The organism is Butyribacter sp. (assembly GCF_056818865.1).
The window spans coordinates 139,536-154,501 of the sequence record NZ_DBLYGC010000004.1; the positions used below are offsets into that span (position 1 = coordinate 139,536).

Below are 14,966 nucleotides of genomic sequence, written 5' to 3' on the forward strand. Positions count from 1 at the left end.
CTATTCATCATCATCTGTTCTGCCAAGCAGTTTCTTTACAGATTCATAAGTTGGAATATTATAATCTTTTATTACTTTGCCATCACTGTCATTATATCCAAATTCCTCAAGTTTTCTTTCAAACTCGTGGTTTACGGTCTTAACCGCTTTGTCTATACGTGTCTGTTCATTGTCACCGTTTACGGCAATATCGTTGAATGTGTTACTGATTTCACGCTCAAGAAGATATGTACCCGGAACTCTCGCAACATCTTTAACATTCTTTGCTGTCTGTTCAACAACTTTCTTTGTTTCTGAGTTTATAGGAAGCTGAGCAAATGCCTTTGTATTTGCTGTCGGCCAGATGTATTCATCTCCGTATGTAATCTGGATTGTCTGTCCGAACTCAGCCTGTGTCTCTGTTGATGACCACCATTTAACAAATTCCCATGCTTTCTTCTGTCTCTCAGTGTTGCTCTTAAAGATTACGCTGCTCTCGGCACATCCACAGACTGAACGGTCGATTGTTCCATCTAACTTCTTTGTTCCCGGAATAAGTGCAACTTTCCATGAGCTTGAAAGTTCAGGAGCTGCATTTGTAAGCATATTGAATGTTGCATAATCGGCAATACCTATAGGCATATCGCCGTTTCTGAAATGCTGATAGAAGTTATCAACATTTACAGGCATATTGTAAACTGTAAACAAATCTGTAAGTTTTGTGAAACCGTTAACTGATTTCTCTTTTCCAAGTGCTGTACCCTCTGCTGCTGTCTTAGCATAAAGTGAACCATCGTTCTGTACAATAAGAGGCGTAGTACCATGGAAGTTTCTCATAAGTGTCATACCCGCTGTCGGATAGTAGAAATTCAAACCTCTCATCTGAAGTTTAGGAAGCATCGCTATAACATCATCCATTGTCTGTGGAACTTCAAGATTAAGTTTTTCAAGAACATCCGATCTGTAGAACAGTACCCAGAAGTTCATTGTCTCAGGCATTGAATAAATTCCGTCATTTATTGAACCTGTCATAAAGAATCCCGGCTCATAACCGTCTGTAGACTCTTTAAAGTCATCATACTGTGCCATATTTACAAGAGCACCTCTTATACCAAGCTCGTAAGGTATAGTATAGTTGATTCCTGTCGCAACATCAGGTGCATTTCCCGATGAATTTGAAAGTACAAGTTTGTACTGGTCAGGCATGATACTTATATCAACATTGATTCCTGTCTGAGGTGTGAATTTCTCGTCAATCATCTTCTGCATTATCTGTACATACTGGCTTGAACGGTTTACCCATACCTGAATATGGTCTTCGTTAGTATTCTTAGTTGAATAAGCCTGGTCTGTAAATGAAGCAACAAATCTTGATACACTCATCGCACAAGATTTGAAAAATCCCGGTTTAGACGGAAGTTTTGCTCCGTCCTGATAAATATAAATACGATCAATAGCAAGGTCATTTGCTATAAGGTTATCAATTGTTGTTGCAAGATAATGGTTTACTGAGTTTGAACTTGTTGACAACTCAGCTATACGATAAGGTATTGAATCAGGGCTGTCTGCAAGGCTCTTTAACTGTTTTGCAGCAATAAGAAGTGATGACATAACAGCTACATTCTTATCACTGTCACTCCACTTAACCGCACTCTTTTCAAGCTTTGTAAGCCTGTCTGAATAACTGTAAAGTGTTTTTTCCAGATTTGGTATATATTTTGAAAGTTTAAGGTCACGATACTTATCTGCATTTGTACCGGCAACCTTTGTAATTTCAAGTGCAAGGTCATTTACATCTGACATAACCTCATCGATTTCTTCCATAATATAAGATATTGGATTCATGCTTATTGTATATGAGATTGTGTGCTTACCTTCTTTAAGATATACACTCAAGTCTTCACCCTTTGAATCCTGCATTGTAGCTGTCTTATATTTTGTTGAATATGCCATGCTGTAGTCTTTGAAAGCAGTATTTGGAACTTTTCCGTCGATTGCAACATCACAGAATACCGGGAAGTCTGTTTTTTCTGACTGACGGTAATTTGCCGCTATCTTATAATTTCCTGCCACTTTAACTTCAAACTCATATGATACTGTCTGACCTGCTGTATTGAAAGAATCAGAATCAAGTGTATTCAAAACCGTATCCTTAGCCTGATACGGGTCTACGCTTGTATCATACTCTGCTACACCATGGATTGATGAACTGTTTGTTGAGGTATAATCTTCACCCTGAATAGTGATAAGTTCATCACCATCCGCTTTATCTGAAGACCCCTTATACTCTTCAACAGATGCAGGTGCTTCCAATGAGATATTTCCTAAAAGGAAGTTTCCTTCATCAACACTGAGTTCAATCGAATGTTTTCCTTTTGTAAGCTGAACTTTCAGCGGGTCTGAATGACGATAACTTGAATCCATCAGATATTTGCTTTCCCACTGAATCTGCTTATTCGGGATAGTAACAGTCTCATTGTCATATCTGTCATATGCTTTCTCTTCGCTGAGTTTCCATGTCGTTTCAAACTCAAGGCTTCGACATTCATAAAACGGATATTTTCCATCAACTTTCATTTTCATTGATACCGGAAGAATTGAGTCATCATATGAAAGATAATCAAAATTCATATAATAAAGTCCGTCCTCCGGAACAGCAAAATTAAGTGTGACTTTTTTGCCGCTCGACAAATCCAAAACTTTGTCGCTTTTTTCATACCCTTTAACTTTAGTTGTAAGGTACTTTTTACCGCCTGCCGTAACTGAATTTTCTTCCGAAACAGTCACCGGCTCGCCGGTATAATCTGATGCAGTATAATCCTTGCTGATATTTGAATAGATAGTAGCTATTCTCTCGCTGGAATACTCCTCAGAAGTCACTGATGATTCTTTCTTATCTGAACTGTCAGATTCAGATGTTGTTGATGTATCTTCTGTCACATCCTTAGCAAAGCTCCTAAGTGTTGCAGAGCCTAATGCCATTGACACAACCAAACCAACAGCGACCGTTTTCTTAAACTTACCTCCAATTTTTCTGTGCCGCATAACTTCCTCCTTAAAGAATTCTTGCTCAAGTATTTTTATATTTTCATAAATTACTTTAGTTTATTTTATATTACTATTATTTTGAACAAAAGTCAATGCCAATTATAGTCAAATTGTTGTATATTTCTTTCACGTTGATAACAAATTTTAGTTACTTTTTAGCAATTTGCACACAAAAACCACCTAATAGCACCATCTTTCTTAATACACCTTGCACAATACAATTTAATAATTTGTTTCAAAAAAAAATTTTAGAAACAACTAAACAAAATTCATTTTATTTTACTTTTATCTCAATAATTAAAATTTAATAAAAAAACAGCAAACAAAAAATCCCAAATTATTTTAAATTTGAGATTTTTATTTTATATTCCGATGTAATATTCCATTTAACTTCAGTGAAATTATTCAGGTTAAATTAATTTATCTTAAACTCCATATCATCTGACCCATTTTCTAATCTGCATTCCAAGATAGACAACCGATGTTATTATCATAAGTACAAACGAATACTTCAAAATCGAATCAAATGTTACATGCCATATATTCAAAAGTACAAGCGAAGCTATAAGCAGTACCACAAGCCAGTAACCAAATGATGCCGCCGTCACAAACACCCACGCTGCTACACTTTTGCTCACATCTATTATCTGTCTTTTTAACTTTGCATTCATTTTCTTTGCCACTGCTTTTCCTCCCTTGAAACTACTTTTGATTGGCTGCAAAATTTTATGTTTTGCAGCCTTTTATTTTTATTTGTGAATAAAGCCGTTGGTTTTATATTCTACTTATAATACTTTACAGCCCAAAGGCTCTTGTTTTTGCTTACTGCCGAGAATGTCATGCACTTTGTTCCCGCCTCATCATTCATCTCACAGAATACACCTTTAAATTCATCATCATTGTATTTTATTGTTACATAATATGTACCGTCTTTGACTGTCCATACTCCTTTTATGTCTTTTCCAAAAACACTTCCCTTATCTGTAAAGATAAGTTTAAACGGCTCTGCTATGTTTCCGTCGACCGTTGTGTCCTGATCTACAACATAATAGTCTCCGATAATTTTTTCATTATCATAGCCTTTTTCCGAAACAGTCTCTCCGTCTGTTGCATACGGCAGCATGCATGGCCATCCGTCTTCATTAAGAAGATACTGGTGAACTCTGGGTTCATGTGCCTCTGTACCGTCATCAAATCTTGTATGATTTACAATGTATCTCTTTCCGTCAGTATCTATAAGTGCTGAATTATGTCCCGTTGCCATATAAGCTTTTTCAAGACTCGGAAGCATATAGTTTCCGGAAAGTTTAAGTCCAAAGAATGATTCGTCTCCCGAATCAGGCTTCGGTGTGTTTCCTTTCATATCTACATAGTCACCGTTGACCTTCTTTGAACGGAATACTCTTATCTGATATCCTCCATCACTTACAAGAGAACCATATGACACAAACAGATAATAATATCCGGCTTCTTTGTCATATTCTATCCAAGGTCCCTCTATAGCTACATGTCCTCCACCGATAAGTCTTTTTCCAAAATACGCATCGACATTATTTTTTTCATCAGCTTCAGGATGAATTACTTTTCCGGTGTTCTCATCAATCTCAAGAAGGAAAATTCCTCCTGACCACGAACCATAAACCATCCACATCTTTCCGTCCTCATCATAAAATGTGGTAGGATCAATAGCATTAGGGCATTCATTATAATTGTATTCTTCCATGCCGCCATTGTTGTTTATATAATGTTCTTTTGCATAATCTTCGCTCACATAATCAAGTACATCCGTATCTTTAAGTGTATCAGATGTAAATCCTGAATATATCAAAGCTCCCTGCCACTCAAACGGTCCCTCCGGAGACTCTGATGTTGCATAACAAAGATTTGATGCATTCCATGTTGACGAAGTACAAAAATACATAAAATATTTTTTCTGCTTCTTATTATAGACTACATCAGGTGCCCATACATGAGTTCCATTGTCATCTGTAGGTATCGCACTAAATGCTCCTCCTGCATATTTAAATGCATCATCATTTCTCAGAAAGTTTTTATAAACCGGATTGTTTACATCATAACCGTCTCCGATGCTTGTCCAGTTTCTAAGGTCTGTAGATTTTGCTGTAGACATATGTGAACCATAAATATAATATGTATCGTCCACCTTTAATATAGAAGGATCATGTACACTTACACCTGCATTTATAGATGCAGTCTTTATACCGTCATAATTTACCGAATAATCAGGTTTTAATCCCTTCTCCTCTTTTTCAAGTGCTTCCATATCAATTTTTCCTCCATTTGATGAACTGCTTTTTGAACTGTTACCGCTGCATCCTCCAGTCAAAACAGCAGTACCGCATATAGCTATGCACGTGCCTAAACTCACCAGTTTTCTACTAAATTTGTTCATACTCTCCTCCAGATATTTCCGTGTTCATTGTTATATTTAACAAAAACTTAAAATAATTCATACTTTTATATAGTTAAATATAACAAATGTTTATAGGAAAAGCAAGTTAAAAATGTAAATACAACCAACTTTACTCTTCATTCATAGCTTCAATATTGATAACATCATCAAGTACATAGCAAAAAGACGGCGAAGACGAATTTGCATTTTCCTTATACGGAGTATTAAGGTCTATTTTATCATCCGGGTCAAATACACTCACGCCGGTAAACGGGCCTGAAAATACTTCCAGTTTTCCTTTTTCAATTTTTTCTATAGTGTCTTCTACCATCTCCTTTGTTCCCTTTGGCACGATTGCTTCATTTATATCAAGTATCCTTACCCAGCCTTTGTCAACTCCTGCCATGGCATCCTGCTTATAAGTACGTCCGTCAATGCAGTCTTCTATTTTTTTATCGTGCAGCAATGCATAAACTGACTGTTCAAAATAGCTTGAATAATCAACACTGCAGCTGACCAGTGATCTGGTTGGTGCAATGTCGGTCATACTCTGATTATATCCCACATGATATACCGGTATATCCCTCTGAGCATTCTCACATATAGCCGCTGGACCAACCGTATCCGAATGTTGTGATATGACAACACAATCCTCATCAACCAGCTCTTTTGCCGCCTGTTTTTCCAACGAATAACTTGACCATGTATTTGTATATTTCACTGTCATGACGGCCTCCGGTACAACCGACCTGACCCCAAGATAAAATGATGTATATCCCGATATAACTTCCGGCAGCGGAAATGCTGCCACATAACCGATTTTCGCCTGCTCCTTAGTAATAATCTTTTCGTCTATCATCTGTTTTATTTTCATTCCCGCTACTTTACCGCATACATATCTGCCCTGATATATCTCGCCAAAGCAATTATGATAATTGGACAGAACCGGCTTTTCATTTGCATTATCTCCCGTAGGTACGCAAAACTGTATACCTGGATATTGTTTTGCCTTTACCTTGATCTCCGGTCCATAACCATAGCTTGCAGCGATTATATAATTACACCCTTCGTCAATAAGCTTCTGCAAAGGCTTTTCAAGCTGTCCCTCTGTCACATTGTATATTGTCACACATTCTATCCTGTCGCCATACATCTCCTTAATATGATTTCTTGCTTTTATAAAATTATTTGTGTATGGAGTAATCTCATCTCCAACAAATATGAAACCAACCTTAATATGTTTTTCCTTTGTTTTTGTAAACCTGTGTATTCCAAACATACATAAAGTCATAACGATACATGTTATCAGACATAATGCATATCTTTTTTTCATTAGTTTGATTCTCCTTTTGACTTTGCATATAAACTTTCTGCATCAATAATCCCCTCATCGATTAGTGATAACATTATCTTAACCAGTTTCGGATCAAATTGAGTCCCACTGCAGCGTCTTAATTCATTTATCACATAATCAATGTCAAGCTGTTTTCTATATACACGGTTTGCCGTCATCGCATCAAACGCATCTGCAATACCGATAATTCGTGCTTCAATAGGAATCTCCGTTCCTTTTAATCCGTGACAATAGCCCGTACCATCATATTTTTCATGATGGTACAAAGCTCCGACATCCACGTTATCTATCAGCGTAAAATCCTTTAATATCTCAGCACCGAGTGTTACATGTGTCTTCATTACCGCATACTCCTCATCCGTCAGCTTTGCCGGCTTATTTAAAATTGCATCCGGTATTCCGATTTTTCCTATATCATGGAGCAAAGCCATCTTACGAAGATTTTCACATTTTTCATCTGAAAAACCAAGTCGCTTTGCTATCGCAACTGAATATTCCGATACTCTGTATGAATGTTCACTTGTATTGGTATCTTTTGCATCAACTGTACGTGCTATTGAAAGAATCGTTTCATTACTCATCGTAATCTGTTTCTTTGTATATTCCAGTTCAAGCTTTTGTTTAAGCATTGTTCTCTGCATCCAGTTTCTCGTAATAAACCAGGTAATCCACATAAGCACCAGTCCTGCTACAACACAGATATAAAGTCTGAACCACCAGTGTTGGTACATTTCATTTTCTTTATCGATAATATACCTTCCGGATTCTATAACATTTCCGTCATAACCATCTAAAATGGATATTTTAAACACATATCTGCCGTTTTTTAAGTTGGTATATGTTACCTTATTAAACTTACTCAACAAACAGGTTCGCTCTTTAGTATCATGTCCTTTTAAGATAACACTTATATATGGATCCTTCACTGAATAATTCAATATTTCCGGTGCAAATGTAATCTGGTTTGAATCTGCTGACAGTTTCAATGTATCTACACGGTCTATTGCAACCTTTTCGCCATCAACCTCTACATAATTCATTATCATACGATACGAATCATCCGCCATATTATCGTCTGACATATTTACCTTTACAACACCCGTATCACAACAAAGATAAAGAACATCTTCTTCCCTGCAGAGCCACGAATTTGCAACCAGTGATGACCTAAAGCCATGTTTTGAATTTATCAGCAGATAATCTTTTCTAACATTCTTAATCAGCTCTTTTATCTTTGCCTCATAAATTCCTGCACTGCCTAATACCCAGCAGCTCCCATTCTTATTGCACACTATATCGTAATTATTACTGTACGGAAATTTATCAAGACTTTTTATCTTACCGTCTTTGGACATGTAACTAAGACCATTACTTGTAACAATAAACATTCCGCCATAAACCGGCTCACTGACCATTCTAAGCACAACATCAGATGACAAGCCATCTTTTTTTGTTATCCTGGTCACGCTGCCATCTTTATCAATCTTTGTTATTCCACCTCCATCAGAGCCGACATAACATGCATCTTTATATTCCAGCAGGCACAGCGACCTTTCATTAAGCATTCCGTTCTTTGAATCCAAAACATTTACAATCTTTTCACCGGATATAACCGCAACACCATAATCTCCTGCAATCATAATCCTGCCATCACTGCATTCGATTATATTTCTAAAACGCATCCCCGGCATTCCCTGTTTATCAGTGAATTTTTTAACATTATATCTGCCTTTTTCATTTACCGTTACCTTATATACTCCCATTTCAGTTGTGGCTATCCACAGCGCATTTTTGCTGTCTGCTTTCAGGCATCTTATTCTGACATTTTGAAGCTGTCTTGTAAGTGAATTATTTACTTTTTTTCTCCCCCTGACAGCCACCAGACCATCATCGGTACCGCAAAACAACAGTCCATTCCATTTTTCTGTAGAATTGACAACTGCCGTAATACCAATATTTTGAAATATCTCTTCAAACGATGAATCACACATTTCAAGCAGTCCAAGTCTTGACGAACTAAACCACAGATTTCCCTGATAATCAACAAGCATACTGTCAATCGAACTGTTAAAATTATTGGTGTTCAACCTGTGGCAGCCTCCACTTTTATCCAGAACCGCTACTCCTGTATCTGAGCAGACAAATATTTTATCATTTTCCGTCTGATAAAAACAATTTACAGATTCAAAACCTTTTATCCTGATTTTATCTTTAAGCCAGAGCTGTCCTGATTTCATATCAAATATGTATATTAAATTTCCGGTTGTCCCCATATACAACTGCCCATCTTTTAAAAAACAAACCTCATTGCAATCCTTAAACCTGCTGATGCCTTTAGGCGTATTTATAATTTTTCCGTCACGTACCCAGAATACTTCTCCTCTTTCAGTTACACCAACAACATTTCCTTTATCATCAGCAGTCATTGACACCACATTTTTTATATTTTTAAATGTTTTTGTAACCTTTACACCTCCGCTGAGAGATACAACCGACAACGCCTCTGAAGTCCCTATATAATAATTTCCATGTGAATCACATACTATTTTTTTTACTGAATTTGAAAGCAGTCCATTTTGGTCATCCACAACATTAACGGCATCCTCATTTATAAAAATAGTAACACCGTTATCATTTGTTCCTACCCATAATCGTCCCTCCTCATCCACATACAGACAATTTACGCTCTTGACAGAACTTACATCCTGAAAGCAGACAAACTTCGCTCCATCATACTTAAACAGACCTGCATAAGTACCTATCCACAGCTTTCCGTCCTTTGTCTGGGCGATATCATTCGCTTCACCGGACAAAAGCCCCTCTTCCTTTGAATACTGCGTCTGTATATAGGAATTATATTCTAAATACCCTTCCGAATTATTTTCTAATTTTGTTTCTGCTGCCATTGAAGTATCTGTTTTTCCGCAGCAGGCTCCTGCTGCGACTACAGCTAAAATGATTATTTCTGTTATTGTTTTAAATCTTTTTTTGAAATTTTTTCTGACATAATGAGCAATTTTGAGTAATAAATATATTATCTCCACAGTCAGCATCTTATCCATAAATTCCACACAAAACTGACCGGCTATATAAGAAATAAATTTTGGCAGGCCTTTATCAACACACAACAGCATAACCTGATTTCCCCATACATTGCTTATCTTTCCGCTATATAACATTGCATTTATCATAACCGCCGTAACTGTTGAAAAGACGGCAAGTCCCATACCTAAAGTCATCGTTGTAAACTGTTTATCAAAAACTTTCTTTTTTGAATAATAACCTACAATAATACCCAACAGAGTCCCAACAATACAATAAACCAACTCCTGGTCAACAAATATTCCATAAATGATATTGTTGGTAAATCCAACAAATGCCCCACAGACAGGTCCATACAGATATGCAATCAAAAATGTTCCTATCGAGTCAAACCACATCGGTAATACCAACTTTACGGCAAATTTCCTGCCCAAAATATCAATAAGTAATGCCGCCACAGCCGCAAAAATTATCATATATTCTTTTTTATTTTTCATTTGCATATTCTCCTCAGATTAATCATCACAAACTGTTCTTTATCTTTAACAACCGTTACCTTTTATCTTTCGCAAAAGAAACAAGCATTTCCTTAATTCTTGTAAGTTCAGTAATATAATCTTTATTCCTGTCTGACCCCCATATAAAACCGTTGGCATAGTAGGTACAGACAGCCATCATAACATGAACCGTCTGACGCATAAATTCTTCAAATGGTATATCAGTTCTAAGTGTATGGTCTTCTTTTGCTTTTTCATACATTTTAATAAATCTTGTATCTGCAGACAGCAGTGAATCATTAAACCCTTTAAGTTTTTTTCCATCGACACCCGAATGTGAAACAAAGTGATTGAAATTGTCATTAAATTGCAAAAGTGCTTTATGATTCACATACATATCAATATAGCAATCCATCGTGAAAATAAATCTGTCAATAGCGGGAATCTCACCCACTGATGAAATCGGTCTTTTTCTGTCAAGTTCATCTAAATATTCTTTCCACTTTGCAGAATTGACTGCGATAACAAGATCAAGTTTACCGGGATAATGGCGAAATACAGTAGCTCTCCCAACACCTGCTTCCCTTGCAATCTCCGCCATACTTGCAACTTCGATTTTTTCTCTTACAAACACATCAAATGCTGCATCTATTATCCTTTTTTCTTCTACCTCTCTCATAAACTTTCCTTTCCATTGATACTCTCAGTCTTAATAATAATATGTATGCGGAAAAGTTTCAAGTATTAGACATGTTTCGAATTATTTTCGCTATGGCTTTTTAACGCAAAAATTGATATAAACTTTCCGGATAATGGACGGCTCTCTGCCTCTAACGCCATTCGCTGAAAAGTTTATATCAATCTCTGCTGTTTACATATTTTTTTATTTTATGCAGTATACACCGCCTCAAACCATACTTTTTTGCATCCAGTGCATTTGCCACCGCACTTTCTACCGTCTTTTTAGCAAATTTTTTCTCTACAGGTACGCTGTTGACATTTTCCTAATAACTTCTCTTACATACTCCTCTGGCTTTGAAACTTTTCTCGCTATATCATGTATAGACATATTACATTCTTCATATAAAATTTCAATTTTTCCTTTAAGTTCACCTTCACGCATTCCTTCACGCATTGCATTATTTATAGAATTTTCCCATGCTCTGCACATATCAACCACCTCCTCTTTCTCTTCTCCGGTTATCTTTGAACCGGTTATCAGATTTATCAACTCCACGGCTTCTTTTTCAACATGTTTAAATCTTGTTTTTCCCTTTATCCAGCTGCCATCTTCATCAGATTGATGCTTTATAAATTGCAAAACCGAACCAACATCCGTCTTAAATTTATCATAGTCCTCATCTGAAATCTTTGCCGGTTCTATAAGATTTATCTTATAATTCGGAACATACGACAATAACTCATCATCATCCACTGATAACATCTCATGTATACTTTTGGCTCCATCCCAATCCTTGTCACCAAAATACACTACTAATGTGATTACAGGCATAAGTCTGTCAGCCTTTTTTAATCCGGACAAAAATTCCTCTGAATTTAACTTAATTCTTTTTTTATTTAACCCATTCCTATATGACCTCTTAGCCTCTTCCACCTGCTTTGCATACTGCAACGCATCATAAAGCATATTTTTTACTGCCATTGCATAATGGATTTTATCCTGATTTTCTATTCCTAGAACAGCATACGCTGCCTTATCATCCATTGCCATTGTCCACAGCATAATATTGTCCCTTAACTTCTGCACTGCTATTTCTGCATCATTGCCATAAGGCAATGCAACCTCTGCCGTATCTATCTTCTGTAATTTTTCAGGTTTTATAACCTGTCTGCCATCATAAATATAAAAATTAAAAACATCCGCTATTACATCTCTATGCGACATATACTGTTTTGTTGCTATATCGACTTTCCCCATACATGTCTCCTTTCATACATTATACATACCGTATATCCAAAATGCAATTCCACATAATCATTGTCTATAACCCTAGTGTATTGACCTGTTGCTATTTATCTAAATAACTTGCCTAAATTTTCGTTGTACTAGATACAGAATGATAACACACTCAAAATATAACTATCACTAAACATTTGTTCGCGCATCTATAATAGCATCTGAATGTATGTTCGTCAATATAAATTTTCATGCATAACAAAGAGTCGCTTGCGACTCTTTCGCGCTTGAGCGGAATGCGTAGCATTTATTATGTTATAAGAAACGACAAGTTTCCTATAACATAATAAAATCGCTACAGAATATCTGATAATAATCATAATATCCCATAGCGATTTTTTACTTTGTATGAAATAGTCTATTTTACGCTAAACTGATGTTACAGATTGCTTCATTGCCTGACAATTCACGCAATCCCACAAACATCTCATATCACTTCATTACTGAAGAAGTGAAAGTACACCCTGGTTAGACTGATTAGCCTGTGCAAGCATAGACTGACCTGCCTGTAAAAGAATGTTATTCTTGCTGTATGCAACCATTTCTTCAGCCATATCTGTATCACGGATACGAGACTCTGATGTCTGAGTATTCTCAGAAGCTGTATCAAGGTTTGCTATTGTATGCTCAAGACGGTTCTGAACAGCACCAAGTTTACTTCTCTGTGCAGATACTTTCTTGATAGCTGCATCAATAGTTGTAGTAGCTTTCTGAGCACCTGACTGAGTAGCAATATCAACCTTTCCACCATCAACACCAAGTGCTGCTGCACTCATGTCCTCAATGCCAAAGTTCATTGTCTGACCTTCATTTGCACCAATCTGAAGTGTCATTCCACCATTTGCTGCTGTCTTAGTAGCAGAAGCATCAAGACCGAGCTTTTTAGCAGCCTCACCTGTTCCAAAATCTGAAAATGAAACAGAACCACTCTCACTGCTCACTACAAGACGACCATCCTTTGAAACATCAACTGTCACCTTTTTCAACTGATCAGCATCATCACGATCTTTATTATAGGTATCGATTGCAGTATTGATTGATGTCTGTAATGTTGTTGCAACATCTGACATAGCAGCTCCATTATCTACTTTTGCTGCTGGTGTTACTACCAATGACTGACCATTGATATTCATATAAAACTTCTCTGTAGCAGCTACATTCTCACCACTATATTTTGTTGAACCTGTTACATCTGCAGCGGCAACACCTGCTAAAGTCTTGCCTATTAAAGTATCCGCAGAGTTGTCAAAACTAATTTTAGAGTCAGTTCCTTCTGAGCCTGATTTGATATTAAAGCTTGCTGCAACACCTGTTACAGATGATTTTACAGTGACATGTGCTACTCCAAGTCCGCTATTGTCAATAGCTTCATTGATCTTATCCTGCATGATTGTAGCAGCTTTGCTTGCTTTTGAGCTATCTGATGCAGTCCAGTTCTGCTTTAATGCAGCTTTTTCTTCACTTGTAAGAGTAGTCCAGTCTACAGTAATGTCTGCACCATCAATCTTTATAGTTTCTTTTGCAAATAAACCTGTTTCAGTAGATGTATCTGCACCTGCTGTCATGCCTGTTTCTGCTGCTTTTAAATTTGCTACCTGACTTCCTATTGTCTGGTTGGAACCTTTTGATACACCCTGTGGTCCAGCCAAAGAACCATCAAGAAGCTTCATTGTATTAAACTCTGTAGTGCTTGAAATTCTTGTAAGCTCATCCTGAAGCTGACTGATTTCTTGCTGTACTGCCTCTCTATCGTCATCTGTCTCTGTACCGTTTGATGCCTGTACTGAAAGCTCTCTCATTCTCTGGAGAATTGAGTGAGACTCATTTAATGCACCTTCTGCTGTCTGTATAAGTGAGATACCATCCTGAGCATTGTCAGATGCTTTATTTAAGCCACGAATCTGGCTTCTCATCTTCTCTGAAATAGAAAGTCCTGCCGCATCATCTGCTGCACGGTTAATTCTATAACCAGAAGAAAGTTTCTCTGTAGATTTTGCGAGTGAACTGTTTGTTATTCCTAACATTCTGTTAGCATTCATTGCTGACATATTGTGCTGTACTATCATTGCCATAATAATTACCTCCGTGTTTTTCCGTTACCATCCGCACCTGTAGTGCGGTAGGCAACTTGTCCTACGCTCCAAATCCGTTTGAAAGCGTATTCTAAAATCTGCTTTGTATTTTTTATTTTTATATATAATAAAATCAATGCCTAGGTTCACTGATTCATTATCAAACTAAGAAAACTTAAATCATCCGCATTCAAAATAGTTCTTTAATATTAAAATTAATTTCTTAACAACTTTTTACTTCCTGCGGTATTTCTCCGGATGCTCTTTTTCTTCATAGTAAGAAGGAGCTTCACACTCTATCCCGTTTTCTTTCATATGCTTTCTAAGAGCCTTGCTTCTGACTATCTTTACATCTTTAGGTGCATCAATCATTATCCTGTGATGATTTCCCGTACCACCGAGAAAAATGATTTTTACATCATCACCAACCATCAGATACTCTTTGTTTTCAATAGAAAGTCTTAACATCCACATTACCTCCCTGTATTCGTTGTCCGGCAGTCTGTTTAATTCAGCACTCTGTCCGATTTTTTATTTTCATCAGGTTGAATTAAAATAAGCACTTAAGGAAACATTATTTACA

Annotated in this window: 9 protein-coding genes; all 9 read right to left on the reverse strand. The window is 36.8% G+C overall.

What is annotated here, in order from left to right:
• The gene (locus tag ACZLXV_RS03220; protein ID WP_022224040.1) at positions 1 to 3,024 is read right to left on the reverse strand and encodes an extracellular solute-binding protein; all 3,024 of its coding nucleotides are present in this window, start codon (positions 3,022 to 3,024) and stop codon (positions 1 to 3) included.
• A 440-nt stretch (positions 3,025 to 3,464) separates the two neighbouring features.
• Positions 3,465 to 3,710, reverse strand: coding sequence for a hypothetical protein (locus tag ACZLXV_RS03225; RefSeq protein WP_022224041.1), 246 nt, complete (start codon positions 3,708 to 3,710; stop codon positions 3,465 to 3,467).
• Between the two features lie 98 nt (positions 3,711 to 3,808).
• Entirely contained in the window at positions 3,809 to 5,440 is a 1,632-nt protein-coding gene (locus tag ACZLXV_RS03230; protein WP_022224042.1) for a glycoside hydrolase family 43 protein, read from the reverse strand.
• A 130-nt stretch (positions 5,441 to 5,570) separates the two neighbouring features.
• Positions 5,571 to 6,773, reverse strand: coding sequence for a BMP family ABC transporter substrate-binding protein (locus ACZLXV_RS03235; RefSeq protein WP_022224043.1), 1,203 nt, complete (start codon positions 6,771 to 6,773; stop codon positions 5,571 to 5,573).
• Entirely contained in the window at positions 6,773 to 10,333 is a 3,561-nt protein-coding gene (locus ACZLXV_RS03240) for an HD domain-containing phosphohydrolase (protein ID WP_482382464.1), read from the reverse strand. Before ACZLXV_RS03240 ends, ACZLXV_RS03235 begins: the two co-directional genes overlap by 1 nt.
• A 55-nt stretch (positions 10,334 to 10,388) precedes the next feature.
• A complete protein-coding gene (locus ACZLXV_RS03245) occupies positions 10,389 to 11,012 on the reverse strand; it encodes a TetR/AcrR family transcriptional regulator (RefSeq protein ID WP_482382465.1) in 624 nt (207 codons plus the stop codon).
• 300 nt (positions 11,013 to 11,312) lie between these two features.
• Positions 11,313 to 12,272 carry an Rpn family recombination-promoting nuclease/putative transposase gene (locus ACZLXV_RS03250; RefSeq protein ID WP_022224046.1) on the reverse strand — a complete coding sequence of 320 codons (960 nt, stop codon included), beginning with the start codon at positions 12,270 to 12,272 and terminating at the stop codon, positions 11,313 to 11,315.
• Positions 12,273 to 12,751: 479 nt separating this feature from the next.
• A complete protein-coding gene (locus ACZLXV_RS03255) occupies positions 12,752 to 14,377 on the reverse strand; it encodes a flagellin N-terminal helical domain-containing protein (RefSeq protein ID WP_482382467.1) in 1,626 nt (541 codons plus the stop codon).
• 240 nt (positions 14,378 to 14,617) lie between these two features.
• Complete coding sequence (locus ACZLXV_RS03260; RefSeq protein WP_022223397.1) at positions 14,618 to 14,851, reverse strand: carbon storage regulator; 234 nt, start codon at positions 14,849 to 14,851, stop codon at positions 14,618 to 14,620.
• Between the last annotated feature and the right edge of the window lie 115 nt (positions 14,852 to 14,966).